The organism is Dyella sp. 2YAF14 (genome assembly GCF_052114725.1).
Classification (GTDB): Bacteria; Pseudomonadota; Gammaproteobacteria; order Xanthomonadales; family Rhodanobacteraceae; genus Dyella.
Window position 1 is genome coordinate 76,220 of the sequence record NZ_JBFRFH010000013.1, and the last position, 16,248, is coordinate 92,467.

At 64.4% G+C, this 16,248-nt stretch carries 15 protein-coding genes; 13 read left to right on the forward strand and 2 right to left on the reverse strand.

Translation table 11 applies throughout. From position 1 onward, the window contains the following. Positions 1-44: 44 nt before the first annotated feature. On the reverse strand, positions 45-1,541 hold the full coding sequence (locus AB4Y82_RS16915; RefSeq protein WP_441605420.1) for a transglutaminase-like domain-containing protein: 1,497 nt from the start codon (positions 1,539-1,541) through the stop codon (positions 45-47). A 138-nt stretch (positions 1,542-1,679) separates the two neighbouring features. Between AB4Y82_RS16915 and AB4Y82_RS16920 the strand changes: the two genes are divergently transcribed. From AB4Y82_RS16920 to AB4Y82_RS16975, 12 genes are all read left to right on the forward strand, one after another. Beyond that, positions 1,680-2,831, forward strand: a complete 1,152-nt coding sequence (locus AB4Y82_RS16920; protein WP_441605421.1) for a DUF819 family protein — start codon at positions 1,680-1,682, stop codon at positions 2,829-2,831. Positions 2,832-2,839: 8 nt separating this feature from the next. Continuing rightward, positions 2,840-4,246, forward strand: a complete 1,407-nt coding sequence (locus tag AB4Y82_RS16925; RefSeq protein WP_441605422.1) for a C40 family peptidase — start codon at positions 2,840-2,842, stop codon at positions 4,244-4,246. A 49-nt stretch (positions 4,247-4,295) separates the two neighbouring features. Beyond that, positions 4,296-5,393 carry a dipeptide epimerase gene (locus AB4Y82_RS16930; protein WP_441605423.1) on the forward strand — a complete coding sequence of 366 codons (1,098 nt, stop codon included), beginning with the start codon at positions 4,296-4,298 and terminating at the stop codon, positions 5,391-5,393. Position 5,394: 1 nt separating this feature from the next. Further along, on the forward strand, positions 5,395-6,252 hold the full coding sequence (locus AB4Y82_RS16935) for a MurR/RpiR family transcriptional regulator (RefSeq protein ID WP_441605424.1): 858 nt from the start codon (positions 5,395-5,397) through the stop codon (positions 6,250-6,252). 21 nt (positions 6,253-6,273) lie between these two features. Next, positions 6,274-7,068 carry a L,D-transpeptidase family protein gene (locus AB4Y82_RS16940; protein ID WP_441605425.1) on the forward strand — a complete coding sequence of 265 codons (795 nt, stop codon included), beginning with the start codon at positions 6,274-6,276 and terminating at the stop codon, positions 7,066-7,068. Then, entirely contained in the window at positions 7,065-8,312 is a 1,248-nt protein-coding gene (locus AB4Y82_RS16945) for a dicarboxylate/amino acid:cation symporter (RefSeq protein ID WP_441605426.1), read from the forward strand. The genes AB4Y82_RS16940 and AB4Y82_RS16945 overlap by 4 nt, the downstream gene beginning before the upstream one ends. Beyond that, positions 8,309-9,445 (forward strand): NAD(P)/FAD-dependent oxidoreductase, encoded by a 1,137-nt coding sequence (locus tag AB4Y82_RS16950; RefSeq protein ID WP_441605427.1) that lies wholly within the window; start codon positions 8,309-8,311, stop codon positions 9,443-9,445. The genes AB4Y82_RS16945 and AB4Y82_RS16950 overlap by 4 nt, the downstream gene beginning before the upstream one ends. 256 nt (positions 9,446-9,701) lie before the next feature. Continuing rightward, positions 9,702-10,298, forward strand: coding sequence for an anthranilate synthase component II (locus tag AB4Y82_RS16955; RefSeq protein ID WP_441605483.1), 597 nt, complete (start codon positions 9,702-9,704; stop codon positions 10,296-10,298). Beyond that, the gene (gene trpD / locus AB4Y82_RS16960) at positions 10,295-11,362 is read left to right on the forward strand and encodes an anthranilate phosphoribosyltransferase (protein ID WP_441605484.1); all 1,068 of its coding nucleotides are present in this window, start codon (positions 10,295-10,297) and stop codon (positions 11,360-11,362) included. The genes AB4Y82_RS16955 and trpD overlap by 4 nt, the downstream gene beginning before the upstream one ends. A 42-nt stretch (positions 11,363-11,404) precedes the next feature. After that, the gene (trpC, locus tag AB4Y82_RS16965) at positions 11,405-12,199 is read left to right on the forward strand and encodes an indole-3-glycerol phosphate synthase TrpC (protein ID WP_441605485.1); all 795 of its coding nucleotides are present in this window, start codon (positions 11,405-11,407) and stop codon (positions 12,197-12,199) included. 19 nt (positions 12,200-12,218) lie between these two features. Further along, positions 12,219-12,920, forward strand: a complete 702-nt coding sequence (locus AB4Y82_RS16970) for an HAD family hydrolase (RefSeq protein ID WP_441605486.1) — start codon at positions 12,219-12,221, stop codon at positions 12,918-12,920. A 152-nt stretch (positions 12,921-13,072) separates the two neighbouring features. Continuing rightward, positions 13,073-14,062, forward strand: a complete 990-nt coding sequence (locus tag AB4Y82_RS16975) for a bifunctional helix-turn-helix transcriptional regulator/GNAT family N-acetyltransferase (RefSeq protein ID WP_441605487.1) — start codon at positions 13,073-13,075, stop codon at positions 14,060-14,062. A gap of 78 nt (positions 14,063-14,140) precedes the next feature. Here AB4Y82_RS16975 and crp read toward each other — a convergent pair whose 3' ends face one another. Further along, positions 14,141-14,836 carry a cAMP-activated global transcriptional regulator CRP gene (gene crp, locus AB4Y82_RS16980; RefSeq protein ID WP_441605488.1) on the reverse strand — a complete coding sequence of 232 codons (696 nt, stop codon included), beginning with the start codon at positions 14,834-14,836 and terminating at the stop codon, positions 14,141-14,143. 278 nt (positions 14,837-15,114) lie between these two features. Here crp and speD point away from each other — a divergent pair, with 278 nt between their 5' ends. Next, positions 15,115-15,900: an adenosylmethionine decarboxylase gene (speD, locus tag AB4Y82_RS16985; protein WP_019465856.1), complete on the forward strand. Its 786-nt coding sequence runs from the start codon at positions 15,115-15,117 to the stop codon at positions 15,898-15,900. Positions 15,901-16,248: the final 348 nt, after the last annotated feature.

Below are 16,248 nucleotides of genomic sequence, written 5' to 3' on the forward strand. Positions count from 1 at the left end.
TTCCCCGTCTCCCCCGGTTCTGTCGTCGTTGATGTAAAGACCGCTTATCTGCTGGCGCGCTCAGTCGCCGGCAGCAGCTGCCACGTGAAGTCGTAGTCCCATTGATCGAAGTACAAGTTGCCGCCGCGCCACTCCAGTTCGCCGCGCTGCGAGTCCACCGTCTCCGACCGGAAGAACTGCTTGGCTGGCACCAGCGGCTGGCTGAAATCGCTGTTGAAGGCGATGCGGTAGGCGTCCAGCCCGCCGAGATAGAACCACTGCAAGGCCAGGTCGTCGCCCGGCACCGGATGTAGCTGCCCGAAGGTCACGTCCATCGGCACCCAGCCATAGGGCGCGAGGTAAAGCTGGCCCCAGTCGTGGATGTTGTTGTACTTGCCGTCGGAGAAAATAAAGCCTGATTGCCAGCGCGCCGGGATGCCGTTGAGGCGCAGCAGGGCGATCAAGAGCATGGTCTGCTCCCCGCAATCGCCATGGCCGGCATGCAGGGTGTAATCGCTGATATTGCCGATGGTCGAATATTCGCGCGCACCGGCCCAGGGAATCTGGTCCACGGCAGCGAACAACTTCTGCGCGATGCGATACGGGTTGGTCTCGTTGCCCACGGCCTTGCGCGAAAACGCGCGCAGGTCGTCGGTGAAGACGATGTGCGGCGCGCGCTCGGCGACAAAGGGCGCAAGCTCGGGCGAGATCTTCGCCGGCACCACCTTGGACGCATCGATGTCGTGGTATTGCGCGTAAATGGTCAGCTCGTAGGTGACGGCAAACGTGGTCGGCTTGCCTGCGACGGCCGGCTTCTCCAGATAGACCGTGCGTTGCATCGTGCTGGCCGGCGCCACTTGAGCGCCGACAGGCTGGCTGTCGACGAGGCGCACGCCTTCCTGCTGTCCCGGCAGTTCGCGCGGAAACGGCAGCCAGGCGCGTACCGTCTCGCCGGCGGGCACGGCATCGGCGTTGACGGTGACGGTTTCGGTGACGCGCACATGGTTGGGCGTGACGCTGCTGCGATGCGTAGCGAGCGCTTCGCGACGCGCGTCGCGATGGTGATCGTTGAGCGTCTCCATCGGGTCGTCGTTGGACGGCGCCGGATGCGTGCGCCGTGCGGCAGCATCCTTGCTGAGCAGGAACAGGTTGCCCGGCGCACGCTTGAAGTAAAGCGTGCGCCCGTCGATCACCTGATGTTCGAGCAAGCCCTGCTGATCCCAGCGCGCGAACTCCGCGTCGGTGAGGTCGGGAATCTGTTTGCGCACCTTGGCCTTGGCGGCATCGGCATCGAAGGTGAAATCGAGCCGGATGCGGCGCATGCGTTCGCGTTGGAACTGCAGTGCATCACGCACCTCCGGCGATACCCCGGGCTGGGCCAGTGCGCTGGTGATACCGGCTTCCGCCGCGCTGAATTGTCCCGCATCGATCTGCGCAATGGCATGCTGCACCGGGGCTTGGGTGGCGGCCGATGCGACACCGGCGAGCAGCAGGCAGGCAAGCGCCGTCGCCAGCGAATATCGCCGACGTCGCAAGGACGAGATGGGTCGCACCGTCTGCACCTGCCACTTCCCCGTAAGAAAAAGCGAAGTCGCTGTGTAGCACGCTTGCAATCGACGGTCAATAATTTATGCTTCGATCAAACGTCGTCCGAATCAGATATTCCAAAGACGACGATGATCGGGATTCAAAGGGGACGCATGATCCACACGGCCTGGCCTTATCTCGCTGTCATGTTGCTGGCAGCGGGCCTGTTTCCCGCCCTGGAGCGGCGCTACAAGTGGCGTTTCTTCGAGGTTTTGCCGCCGATCGTGCTGACCTACCTGCTGGTGACCGCGCTGGCCGTCACCGGTCTGTGGCAGGTCAATGCGGAGATCCGCGCTACCCAGAGCATGCTGATCGAGCACCTGGTGCCGGCCCTGTTATTCCTGCTGATGATCAATTGCGACCTGCGGGCGATCTACCGGCTGGGGCCGCGCGTCCTTGCGGTGTTCTTCGTCACCATGGTGTGCCTGTTCATCGCCTTCGTCGGCACCTTCCTGATGTTCCGCGTCTGGCTGAAGGGCGATGCCTGGCAGCCGCTGGCCGCGCTGTCGGGCAGCTGGATCGGCGGCACGGCCAATATGGTGGCGGTCAAGCAAGCCATCGGCATGCCCGATCGCCTGCTGGCGTTTTCGCTGCTCACCGATGCCTTGTGCTACTCGATGTGGGTGGTGGTGCTGTTCGGCCTGGGCCGCGTGGCCACCCAGTTCAATCGCTGGACTCGCGCCACCTCCAGCGCCGACATGGTGGTGGAGCCCTCGCGCAGTCACGGCCCGACCACCTCCGAGAACGTGCTGCTGTGGCTGGGCATGGCCCTGCTGGTGGCGGCGCTGTCCGCATGGCTTGCCGGGCGCCTGCCGGTAACCGAGATGGTGTCGTCCACCACCTGGACCATCATGCTGTCCACTGCCTTCGGTCTGGTGGCGGCGCATACACCGCTGGCGCGCTTCGCTGGCGCCAGCACGATTTCCAGCGCCATGCTGATCAGCGTGGTGGCCATCCTGGCCTCGCAAAGCAATTTCGACGGCATTGCCTCGGCGCCGCTGTATCTCATGTGCGGCGTCTGCATCATCGCCATCCATGCCGTGCTGCTGGCGCTGGCCGCGCGGGTATTCCATTTCGATCTGTATCTCTGCGGCATTTCCTCGCTGGCCTGCATCGGCGGCGTAGCGGCAACGCCCATACTCGCCGCCAGCTACTCGCGTTCATTGGTGCCGGTGGGCATCCTGTTGGCCTTGCTCGGTTATATCCTCGGTACAGGGTTTGGATTGCTGGTGGCGTCGGTGATGTCGTCGCTGGCCATTGCATAGGAATCAGCATGCGACTCATGCCTCGCCTGACGTTGTGTCTGCTCGCCGCGCTGGCCGCGGCCCCGGTCTTGGCGGACCAGCGGCCCGACCCCGTCCCCGTGCCGCCTTCGGGCGTGCTCGGCATCAGCAACAACGCGATGCTGGCGCCGGATTTCTGGATCAAGCAGCTGGCGCAGCCTGATCGCGTGCTTGCGGGCATCGATGCCATCGGCGCGCAGAACGCGAAGCTGCTCAGGGTCGATGGGTCCATGCACGACCTGCATGGCGTCCCGGCCAACGTCGATCGCGCCATGGTGACTGGTTGGATCAACGACCTTTCGCAGTATCCCAAGCGCCCGTTGTTTGACGACAAGGGCCAGCCGGTGCCCGACAGCTTGCGCGCGCAGCTCACCGAGGCGCTCGCGCTCGATGCCGTGCCGGCACAGCAGACCAGCCGTTACGGCATGATCGTGCAGCGCGCCGCCTTGCGCACGTTCCCGACCGACACGCGCGTATTCACCTCCAAAGACGATACGGATATCGATCGCTTCCAGGAGACCGCGGAATTCCCCGGCACCCCGGTGCTGATCGCGCACACCAGTCGCGACGGCCGCTGGCTGTTCGTGGTGAGCGAGCGCTATGCCGCCTGGACGCATCGCGACAATGTCGCCGAAGGGGCGACGGCGGATGTGCTCGCGTATGGCGGGCGCCTGCCGCAACGCGTGGTGACGGGAAGCACCATCCGTACGGTGTTCACGCCGGAGCAGCCGGCGGTATCGCAGCTGCAACTGGATATGGGAGTGGCCGTGCCGGTGCTGTCGGATCATCCGGCCGATGAGCCGGTGAACGGACAGTCGCCGTATGCGTCGTACGTGGTCGATCTGCCGATCCGCCAGCCCGATGGCAAGCTGGCGTTCTCGCCGACATTGATCCAGCGCAACGTTGACACGCAGGACAACTATCTGCCGCTCACCGACGCGAACATCATCCGCCAGGCCTTCAAATTCCTCGGTGAGCGATACGGCTGGGGCCACGACTACGATGGCCGCGATTGCAGCGGCTTCGTATCGGACGTCTATCGCAGCATGGGCGTGCAGATGCCGCGCAACACCAGCAAGCAGGCGATCAGCCCGGGCCTCACTCATCAGGCATTCGGCGACAAGGACAGCCACGACGCGCGCCTCAAGGTCGCGATGGCGTTGCAGGTGGGCGACCTGGTCTATATCCCCGGCCACGTGATGATGGTGATCGGCAAGCTCGATGGCGAGCCCTACGTGATCCACGACACCGGCGGCATGGCTTATCGCGACGGCAAGGGCGGCATGCGCCGCGTCAAGCTCAACGAGGTGTCGGTGACGCCGCTGCTGCCGCTGATGTACGACGACAAGCACACCTATGTCGACCGCATGACCAGCATCGTGCGCGTGCATCCGTGATCGTCTTGCGCCTCCATTCCCTATCGAAGACAGGAAGCTTCCGAGTCTCATGAAGATCACCGACATCCAGTTCGGCATGCTGCGCGTACCGCTCAAGACGCCGTTCAAGACGGCGCTGCGCACCGTCAATCAGGTCGAAGACATCGTGGTGATGGTGCATACCGATAGCGGCCACATCGGTTACGGCGAGGCGCCGGCCACGGCGGTGATCACGGGCGACACGCATGGTTCGATCGTCGATGCGATCCGCCATTACATCGCGCCGCGCCTGGTCGGCCAGGAAATCGCCGATCTCAATCGCCTGACCCAGCTGATCCAGAGTTCGATGGAGAAGAACACCAGCGCCAAGGCAGCGGTGGAAATCGCCCTCTACGACCTGTGGGGCCAGCTGTACAACGCGCCGCTATACAAGCTGCTCGGCGGTGGCGATCCGGTGATCACCACCGATATCACCATCAGCGTCGACTACATCGACAAGATGGTCGCCGATTCGGTGAGCGCGGTGGAACGCGGCTTCGAGTCGCTCAAGATCAAGGTGGGCAAGGACATCGGTGTGGACATCGAGCGCGTCAAGGCCATCTATGCCGCGGTGGAAAACCGCGCCTTGCTGCGCCTGGACGCCAACCAGGGCTGGACCGCCAAGCAGGCGGTCTACGCGCTGCAGACGCTGGAAGACGCCGGCGTGCGGCTGGAACTGGTCGAGCAGCCGGTGAAGGCGCGCGACCTCGAAGGCATGCGTTACGTCACCGAGCGTGTGCACACGCCCATCATGGCCGACGAAAGCGTGTTCGGCCCGATGGAGGTGATCGACCTGATCCAGATGCGCGCCGCCGACATCATCAACATCAAGTTGATGAAGACGGGCGGCATCTCCAACGCCATCCGCATTGCCGACATCGCCGCCATGTACGGCGTGGAATGCATGATCGGCTGCATGCTGGAAACCAGCATCAGCGTCGCTGCGGCAGTGCACGTGGCGGTGGCCAAGTCGGCTGTGATCACCAAGGTGGATCTGGACGGCCCCTCGCTGTGCCAGTACAACCCGGTGGACGGGGGCGTGGTCTTCAACGAGTCGGAGATCTCGGTCACCGAGGCGCCTGGATTGGGTATCCGGGAGATTCGCGGACTGGAAAAGCTGGAAGCCTGATATGTCGCCCTTGGTGAAAATCCGTTCGGAACGCGACCAGATGTCCGCGGTCGAGCGGCGCATCGCCGATTTCATCCTGGAAAACGCCCAGCTGCTGCGCGACTACTCCTCGCAGCAACTGGCCAACGCGCTGGGCATCAGCCAGTCCAGCGTGGTCAAGTTCACCCAGAAGCTGGGCTTCAAGGGTTATCCGGACCTCAAGTATTCCGTCGGCGAGGCGATTGCCCGTGCCGACAACGGCGACGCCGCCCATGTCGCCACGCAGGCCAGGGCGGCCTTCGACGAATCGGCCTCGGGCAATCTGTGGCGGCGCAAGGCCGAGTCCGAAGAAGAGACGCGGCTGATCAATGCCCCCGAGACCCTGCAAGCCGTGGCCGAAGCGATTGCCACGGCCGGCACCAAGGGCAAGGTCTTCATGATCGGCCTGGGCGACGACGACATCTATGCGCGCAGCTTCGCGCTGCGCCTGTCGCTGCTGGGCGTGCCGTCGATACACAACTTCGATGCGCCGCGCATGGCGGCCAGCGTTTCCGCTGCCGGGGCAGGCGACGTGCTGCTGGTATTTTCCGAGCACGGCAACCATCCGGCGCTGTGCAAGATCGGTCGCTTCTTTCGCGAGCGCCGCGGTCGATTGATCACGGTGACGCGGCATACCTCCAATCCGCTGCGTGCGATCGCGGACATCGCCTTGCTGGTGTCTGCCCACGACGATCGTCCTTACATCCAGCCTGTGCTCTACCAATCGGCGCTGCAGCATCTGCTCGATGGCGTCTACGTGCAGCTGTGCGAAGGCGACGAACACCGCCATGTGCAGCTGCTCGCCAATCTCGAACGCGTCCAGCAGATGCTGGAACCCTAGTCTCCCATTTCGCGGAATCGCATGACTTCTCCCGCCCGTCGCTTTGTGATTCGTCATCTTCTTGCCGCCGCGTTGAGCTTGACCACGGTGGCGCCGGTCGCCGCGGTGTTTGCCGCCGAGCAACCGCTGGCCTGGCAGGCTTCGCGCCAGATGGTGCTGGTGATCACGCCGGACTGGAATGCCGATCACGGCGTGCTGCGTGCGTACGAGCGCTCAGGCAACCGCTGGAAGCCGATCGTGGACGCGCAAGCGGTCACCGTGGGGCGCTCGGGTTCCGCCTGGGGCCTCGGTCTGAATGCCGCGCAGGCCGAGGGCCCGCAGAAGCACGAAGGCGACGGCCGCGCTGCCGCCGGTGTGTATCGCGTTGGCGAAGTCTTCGGTTACGCCGCCAGGGCCGATACGCACATGCCTTACGAGGCGATGCAGGACACCGACTGGTGCGTCGACGTTGATGGTTCGCCGTACTACAACCAGATCGTCGATACCAGGAAGGTCGGCGAGAAAGCGGTGGAGGGCGCCAGCGAACCGATGCGCCGCGACCTGCATCTGGACGGCGACCAACGCTACAAGATCGGCTTCGTGATTGAGCACAACGCCAAGGGCAAGCCGGGCGGCGGCAGTTGCATCTTCGCGCACCTGTGGAAATCGCCGACCGACGCGACCGCCGGCTGCACCGCCATGCCCGAGCCGGTGATGCGCCGTCTGCTGAGCTGGATGAAGCCGGAGGAGCAGCCGGTATTCGTCCTGCTGCCACAAAGCGAATACGTGCGGTTGCAGGCGTCCTGGCAGCTGCCTTCGCTGGGCAAGCAGCCTTGAGTCCGACGTCGAGGGTACTCATTGGTTTGGTCCTGGGCGCGGTCGGTGGCCTGAGCCTGGATGCCTGGTGGCCTGGCGCGGCACTACCGGTAGCCGACGCCGTGCAGCCGTTTGGACGTCTATGGCTGAACGCATTGCAGATGACCGTGGTACCCCTGGTGTTTGCGCTGGTAGTCGTGGGCGTGAACACGGCCAGCGACGCGGCGGCCTCCGGGCGCATCGCGCGGCGTGCCATCGTGGCCTTCCTGCTGATACTCACTGGCGGCGCGTTGTTCGCTGCCGTCGCCGCACCGTGGTTGTTTGCGCTGTTTCCACATAATCCGTCGCTGACGGCCGCGCTCGACAGCGCGGTGGCCTCACACGCGCCGCCGGTGGCCGCTGCCGTGGGTTGGGCGGAGTGGTTCAATGGCATCGTGCCCGCCAACGCGATCATGGCCGCGGCGCAGAGCGCCATGTTGCCGCTGGTGGTGTTCGCACTGTTCTTCGGTTTCGGCTTGACGCGTATCGATGCCACCCGCCGCGCGCTGGTCGTGTCGTTTTTCCAGGCCATCGCCGACACCATGATCGTGGTCGTGCGCTGGGTGCTATGGGTGGCGCCGCTTGGTGTATTCGCCCTGATCCTCGCGGTATGCGCACGTGCTGGCCTGCATATGCTGAGCGCGCTGGGCATCTATGTCCTGGTGGAATGCCTGCTGTATCTCGCGGTCACCTTGTTGATGCTGCCGGTCGCCATCGTATGGGGCGGCGAAACGCTGCGGCGCTTCGTGCCCGCGCTGCTTCCGGCCCAGATCGTGGCTGCAAGCACGCAGTCGTCGCTGGCTTCGTTGCCGGCCATGCTCGAAAGCGCAGAGCGCCGTCTAGGCTATCCACCGCAGGTGAATGCATTGGTGCTGCCGATGGCCGTCAGCCTTTGTCGTCTCACCAGCCCGATCCAGTACGTGACGTCGGCGTGTTTCATCGCCTGGGCGTACGGCATCGATGTGGGCGTGGCGCCGCTGTTTGCCGCGGCCTTGCTGGCGGTGGTGATCAGTCTCGGATCGGTGGGGCTGCCCGGCGCGGTCAGCTTCATGGCGACCAACCTTCCGGTCGCCCAGGCCATGGGCGTGCCGGTGGGGCCGCTGGGCCTGATGCTGGCCGTGGATGCCTTGCCCGATGCGCTCGCGACCTTGGGCAATGTCACTGCCGATCTCACCGCCACCAGTGTGGTGGCCCGTCAAACCGCCCGGGATAGCGCCAAGGCATGAGTACGCTGCACGACGTCGATGTGATCGTGATCGGTGCCGGCATGGCCGGCGCCTCCGTCGCCTATTTTCTCGCACCGCATGCGCGCGTGCTGGTGCTTGAGCGCGAAGAGCATGCCGGCATGCATTCCACCGGGCGTTCGGCAGCGCTGTTTTCCGAGACCTACGGATCCGCGCAGGTGCGTGCGTTGACGCGTGCCGCGCGCCGCTTCTTCGATCATCCGCCTGAGGGTTTCGCGGGGCACCCGGTGCTTTCGCCGCGCGGCTCGCTGAGCATCGGCACGGTGGATCACATCGAGAAGGTGCACGCGCTGCATGCAGAGATGGCGGCGCGCACACGCGGCCTGCGCGTGGTGGATGCGGCATGGCTGCAGGAAACGGTACCGGTCCTGCGTCCTGAGGCGGCGCAAATCGGTTTGTACGAATCCGGCGCTGCCGACATCGACGTCAACGAACTGCACCAGGGCTTTCTTCGCGGCCTGCGGGCACAGGGTGGCCAACTACGCTGCAATATCGACATCCGCTCGATTGAACATGGACCGGGCCATTGGTTTATCGATGCCGGCCACGAGCACTACCGCGCACCTTTGCTGATCAACGCCGCGGGCGCGTGGGTGGACCAGATCGCCGCGCTCGCGGGCATTGCACCCATCGGCATCCAGCCGCGTCGACGCTCGGCATTTCTGTTCGAAGCGCCCGCTGGAATGGACACCTCGCGCTGGCCGTTCGTCACCGACGTCGACGAAGCTTTCTACTTCAAGCCCGATGCCGGCCTCCTGCTCGGCTGCCCAGCGAACGCGGATCCGGTGATGCCGCACGACGTGCAGCCGGAGGAGCTCGATATCGCCATCGGCATCCATCGCATCGAAGAGGCGACCACGATGACCATTCGCCGCCCCACGCGCACCTGGGCAGGCCTGCGCTCATTCGTTGCCGATGGTGATCTGGTGGGCGGTTTCGCGCCGGGTTCCGGTGATTTCTTCTGGGTCGCCGCGCAAGGCGGCTACGGCATCCAGACCTCGGCGGCGATGGGTGAAGCCTGCGCGAATCTCGCCCTGGGCCGTCCGTTGCCCGGCCATCTGCAGGATGCCGGCGTCACCGCCGACATGCTCGATCCCCGGCGCCTGAAGGGCTGACTCGGGCGCGTTCGGGAGCGCCGCCGGCCCAACAACCCGCGGGCCGGTTTCCGGCACTCATGGTGTCGTCTGCCCGGCCGCCGGCCTCATATCCAGCGCTTCCCCACAATTCCATGCTGCATCGCCGCGACGGCCACCGCTACAATCGGGCAGGTCGGCGCTCGCGCCGACACCCGCTGACGGTAGGGATGCCTGGCGCCGTCCAGCGCCAGCGGCGCGTTGCTTGGTATAACCAAATCAAAGAGTTGGGCCCCGTATGCTGCTGATGATCGACAACTACGACAGCTTCACCTTCAACCTCGTGCAGTACCTGGGCGAGCTGGGCCAGGCGGTGAAGGTGGTGCGCAACGATGCGCTGGACGTAGCCGGCATCCGGGCGCTCAAGCCCTCCCACATCATGATTTCGCCGGGCCCCGGCACGCCGGACGATTCGGGCGTGTCGCTGCAGGTGCTGAGCGAGCTGGCCGGTGAGATCCCCGTGTTCGGCGTGTGCCTGGGTCATCAGGCCATCGGCCAGGTGTTTGGCGGCAAGGTGATCCGCGCCAAGCAGATCATGCACGGCAAGACGTCACCGGTGCGTCACCGCGGCCAGGGCGTGTTCGCCGGGCTGCCCGATCCGTTCGAGGCGACGCGCTATCACTCGCTGGTGGTGGAGCAGGAGTCGTTGCCCGACTGCCTCGAAGTGACCGCCTGGACGGAAAACGCCGACGGCAGCATCGACGAGATCATGGGCCTGCGCCACAAGACGCTGAAGGTCGAAGGCGTGCAGTTCCATCCCGAATCCATCCTCACCCAATACGGCCACGACTTGTTGCGCAACTTCCTCGGCCTGCCGTTGAAGCTCGCGGCATGAACGTGGCAGGCAACGTGGGGCGTCGCGTCACCATCACGCCGCAGGAAGCGCTACAGCGCACCATCGAGCATCGCGAGATCTTCCACGACGAAATGATCGAGCTGATGGGGCAGATCATGCGCGGCGAAGTGAGCCCGCTGATGACCGCCGCCATCATCACCGGCCTGCGTGTGAAGAAGGAAACCGTGGGCGAGATCACCGGCGCGGCGCGCGTGATGCGCGAGCTGTCGGCGAAGGTGGAACTGCCTGCGCACGAGCACTTCGTCGACATCGTCGGCACCGGTGGCGATGGTGCCTCGAGCTTCAATATTTCCACCACCTCGATGTTTGTTGCCGCCGCCGCCGGTGCGCGCGTGGCCAAGCATGGCGGTCGCAGCGTGTCGTCCAAGTCGGGCAGCGCGGATGTGCTCGAAGCGCTGGGCGCAGTGATCGATCTGCCGCCCGCAAAAGTGGCCCAATGCATGCAGGAAGTCGGCATCGGCTTCATGTTTGCGCCCAACCATCATCCTGCGATGAAGGTGGTGGCGCCGGTGCGCAAAGAGATGGGCGTACGCACGCTGTTCAATATCCTCGGACCGCTGACCAATCCGGCCGGTGCGCCGAATATTTTGATGGGCGTGTTCCATCCCGATCTGGTCGGCATCCAGGTGCGCGTGCTGCAGGCGCTGGGCGCGAAACACGCGCTGGTGGTGTGGGGGCGCGACGGCATGGACGAGATCTCGCTGGGCGCGGCCACCCTGGTGGGCGAGCTGCGCGACGGTGAAGTGCGCGAATACGAAGTGGAGCCGGAAGATTTCGGCCTCGCCATGGCGTCCAGCCGCAATCTGCGCGTTGAGAATGCGGAAGAATCGCGTGCCATGCTGCTCGAGGCCCTGGAGGGGCGTCGTGGCGTGCCGCACGACATCGTGTGCCTCAATGCGGGCGCTGCGCTGTACGCTGCCAATGTGGTGGATTCCATCGCCGCAGGCATCGAACTCGCACGCTCAACCATCGCCAGCGGCGCTGCTCGTGCAAAAATGGACGCCTTCGTCGCCGTCACACGGCGTCTGGCGGAAGCGTCCTGACGCTCACGCTACTTTCATCCCCTTTCCCCGCAAGCTTTTGCCATGACCGACATCCTCCAGCGCATCCTCACCCGCAAGACTGAAGAAGTGGCCGAACGCAGCGCCAGGCTGCCGCTGGCAGAACTGTCCTCGCGCGTGGCCGATCTGCCGGAAACCCGCGGTTTTGCGGCCGCGATCGAGGCGAAGGTGGATGCCGGCCAGGCCGCTGTCATCGCTGAAGTGAAGCGCGCGAGCCCGAGCAAGGGCCTGATCCGTCCGGATTTCGATCCCGCCGCGATCGCGCGCAGCTACGAGCAGGGCGGTGCCGCCTGCCTGTCGGTGCTCACCGATAAGGATTTTTTCCAGGGCAGCGAAGATTTCCTGCAACAGGCGCGCGACGCCTGCTCGCTGCCGGTGCTGCGCAAGGATTTCGTGATCGACCCGTACCAGGTGTACGAAGCGCGCGTGATCGGCGCGGACTGCATCCTGCTGATCGTGGCGGCGCTGAGCGACTCCGCGCTGCTGGATCTGTCGATGCTGGCGGCCGAGCTCGATCTGGACGTGCTGTGCGAAGTGCACGACGCCGAAGAGCTGGAGCGCGCGCTTGCGCTGCCGGTGCCGCTGATCGGCGTGAACAACCGCAATCTGCGCACCTTCCACACCTCGCTCGATACCTCGCTGGAACTGCAGCAGCTGATGGAATACGACCGCATTCTGGTCAGCGAATCGGGCATCCACACGCCCGACGATGTCGCCACGCTGCGCGAGGCGGGCATCAACGCCTTTCTCGTGGGCGAAGCCTTCATGCGCGCCAACGATCCGGGCGCGGAACTGAAGCGCCTGTTCGCCACGGCCTGAGTCTCAGGCAGGTCGACGCATGAGCACAGGGGAAACTGGTCTGGAGTCGGCAGCGGCGGAAGCAGCCGTGGCCGCGCCGCGCACGGTGTTGTTTGATTTCGATGGCGTGCTGATTCACGGCGACGCCTTTTATCTGTTCATGCGCGAGCGCTTCCAGCGCTCGTGGCTGCGCAAGTTCGGCGCCTTGCTGGCGCTGCCGTGGATGCTGCTGGTGGTGCCGTTTTCGCGTCGTCTGGCCGAGCGCGCGCTAGTCCATGTGGGTCTGATGGGTCTCAACGAGCGTCGCTACCGCCTGGCGGCCGAAGCGTTCGGTGCAAGCCTGACGCGTCGCCCCAAGCAATTTTGCCGCGACGGCCTGAACGCCTTGCGCCGCCATCAGGCCGCGGGCGACCGCGTCATCGTGGTCACCGGCTGCGAGCACGTGCTGGTCAGCCACATCCTGTCTCAGCTGGGCCTGGGCGAAGTGGACGTGCTGGCTTCGCAGCTGCGTCCCGGACCGCTGGGCATGCGCGTGAAGCTGCACAATGTGGGTCGCCGCAAACCCGCGCAGCTGGCGGCTTTCGGGGTTGGCGAGTGGCATGTGGCCTATAGCGACTCGCTGGTCGATGCCCCCATGCTCAAGCCTGCCGCGGAAGCCGTCCTGGTCAACGGCACGCCCAAGCTCTGCAAGAAGCTGGAGCGGGCACTGGGTCGCACGATTACCCGCGTCGACTGGTTCTAACCCACAGCTCGTTGTGGGAGCGCACCCTGTGCGCGACACCAGGTTGCGACACGTTGCCGACAAGGGCAGTCGCGCACAGGGTGCGCTCCCACAAGGGAAGGGGCTTCGCGACGCGCGTTGATATCTACTCATCATGGTTCGAGGGTTGTCGGATGTATCTCCCTACGCTCGCCCAGCTGGCGCTCGGCAGCCGGCTCAAGTCGCTCAGCGACCACTTCTACACGGCCGTCGACGAGGTCTACCGCACCTGCGGAGCCGGCGTCGAATCGCGCTGGTTCCCGGTACTGCGTTTCCTGTGGGAGAACGGCGAGACGACCGTCAGCGACGTGGCCCAGGCCATCGGGCAAACCCATTCGGCCGTGAGCCAGCTGGCCGACAAGCTGGTCGATGCCGGCCTGGTCTGCCGCAACAAGGATGCCCAGGATGGTCGCCGCAGCCTGCTTGGCCTTACCGCCAAGGGACGTACCGACCTATCCGCGCTGGGGCCGATCTGGGTCGCGGTGCGCCGTGGCATCGTCAAATCCTTGGGCGAGCAGGAACTGGAGGCTTTGCTCAATGCCCTGGCTGCCACCGAGGCGGCCGTGCAGGATCGTCCCGTGGTCGACGCCATGCTGGCCGAATATGCGGCGCTGACCACCGCGGTACTGGAAGTGGTGTCCTACGAGCCGGCCCTGAAAGAGCATTTCTACCGCCTCAATGCGCAGTGGCTGGAGCGCCATTTCCGCATCGAGGAGATCGACCGTGAGATGCTGGGCGACCCTGAGCGCCACGTGCTGGCGACGGGTGGGGCGATCTTCTTTGCGCGCCTCGCCGGCGAGGTCATCGGCACCTGCGCGCTGCTGTGCGAATCGCCGGGCGTCTATGAGCTGTCCAAGATGGGCGTGGACGAGACCTTCCGCGGCATGGGCGCCGGGCGTGTGCTGCTGGCTGCCGCCATCGCCGAATTCCATCGCCGCGGCGGCCACGAACTATTCCTGGAATCCAACAGCCGCCTCAAGACTGCGCTGCGCATGTACCAGCAGGCCGGTTTCGTGCTGCAGCCATCGGTGCGCGCCGGCTCGCACTACGAGCGGGCGGACGTGTACATGATCTACCAGCCGGAACATCGCCAGGTCGCCAAGGCGGGCGCCCCCCGGGGCTGAGTCCGGCTGCGGCAGGCTGGAAACAAAGAAACCCGGCCGAGGCCGGGTTTCGTCGTCTGGGCGAAGCCCGGATGAGGCTTAGCGCGTGCCGCGCACCACGATGGTCTTGCCGGCCACGTCGATCATGCGCTGTTCCTCGAGCTGCTTGAGCACGCGACCCACCATCTCGCGGGAACAGCCCACGATGCGGCTTACTTCCTGGCGGGATATGCGGATCTGGGTGCCTTCCGGGTGGGTCATCGCATCAGGCTCCTGGCACAGGTCCAGCAGCGTCTTGGAGATGCGGTTGGTCACGTCCATGAAGGCCATGCGGCTGACCTGGCGCGAGGTGCGCAGCAGACGGTGCGTCAGCTGGGAACCGATGGCGAACAGGATCTTCGGGCATTCCTCGCGGAGCGGGCCTTCCAGCAGCTGGAACAGGCGCTCATAGCTGATCTCGGCCATCTCGCAAGCGGTGCGGGTGCGCACCATGGACTCGCGCTGTGCCTGCTCCACGAACAGGCCCATCTCACCGATGAACTGGCCCCGGCTCAGGTACGCCAGGATCAGTTCGCGGCCTTGCTCGTCCTCCGTGCAAACGGCCAAAGAGCCGTCCACGATGTAATAAAGCGTGTTGGCCGGGTCGCCCGGACGAATGATGGCGGTCTTGCCCGGGTAGCGTCGGCGATGGCAAAGCGCAAGAAATCGCTCCATCGACGCCGGATCCGGAGCGAAATTCGCTGGCGCCTGTGACCGTTCAAAAGCCTGCTGTAGCTGATATTTGAGTTGCGCCACGTGAGATCCCGTTGATTCAAAACGGGGGCCGCAAGCGTCCCCCGGTAGTCCAAACCTTACCCCTCCGGGCATTATGGCAAACTAACCTGAGCTTCCGGAGGTTCAGTTTTCCTTTTTTTTGCCGCATACTTCACGGTCTTTCGGACGCGATCCCTTTGTCGCGCTCCCGTCACAAGGGTCGTGGAAGCTTCGGGCTTTCACGTCGAATTATCCAGCGGGGACCCTTGTAGCTAACCCGCCTCTGCTGCTGGCCCCATCCCCGGCCATGGAGAGTCGTTGTGGTTAAACCGCTTCCGCGCCTGCGTTTGCAAGGCTTCAACAATCTGACGAAGGCCCTGAGCTTCAACATCTACGACATCTGCTATGCGGTGTCCGAAGAGCAGCGCCAGCGTTATATCGAATACATCGACGAGCAGTACGACGCCGATCGCCTGACCCAGATCCTGACGGATGTGGCCGAAATCATCGGTGCCAACATCCTGAACATTGCACGCCAGGACTACGATCCGCAAGGCGCATCCGTCACCATCCTCATTTCCGAGGAGCCGGTGGTGGAAAAGCTCGGCCGCGACACGATCTCCGACGCGGTGGTCGCGCACCTGGACAAGAGCCACATCACCGTCCACACCTACCCGGAAACGCACCCGCACAACGGCATTGCGACCTTCCGCGCGGACATCGATGTCGCCACCTGCGGCGTGATCTCGCCGCTGAAGGCCCTGAACTACCTGATCGACAGCTTCGAATCGGACATCGTCATCGCCGACTACCGCGTGCGCGGCTTCACGCGCGACGTGAAGGGCAAGAAGCATTTCATCGATCACAAGATCAACTCGGTGCAGGACTACCTGGCCAAGCACATCCGCCAGAAGTACGAGATGTTCGACGTGAACGTGTACCAGGAAAACATGTTCCACACGAAGATGCACATCAAGGACTTCGACCTTGATACGTATCTGTTCGAGGCGCATGCGGATGACCTCTCGTTCAAGGAGCGCCAGCGGATTGAGTCGCTGTTGAGGCGCGAGATTGAGGAGTTGTTCCACGGTCGCAACCTGATGTGACGAAAAAACCCCGCCGAAAGGCGGGTTTTTTTTATGGCTCGTATCGCGGTCTAGAGCGGTGTTTGGCCTTTGACTGTCATCCCGGCGCAGGCCGGAGGCGCTTTTCAACAGCCGCATGGCTGGTCATCCAGAGCCTCGGTTTCTGGTTGCCGCCTCCCCGCCAGCGTGCCGCCTACGACGCGAAGCTAGTCCCTGTGGGACGCGGCGGGCGTTTCGATCGGCTGCCGCCGCTCGAGTCACTTTTCTTTTGCTGGCCCAAAAGATCCCACGGGACTAGCTTCGCGTCGAAAGTAACCCAAAGAAAATGGCCTGATAACGCCCGCAGCATCGTGTTGGGATAAGCCCGAA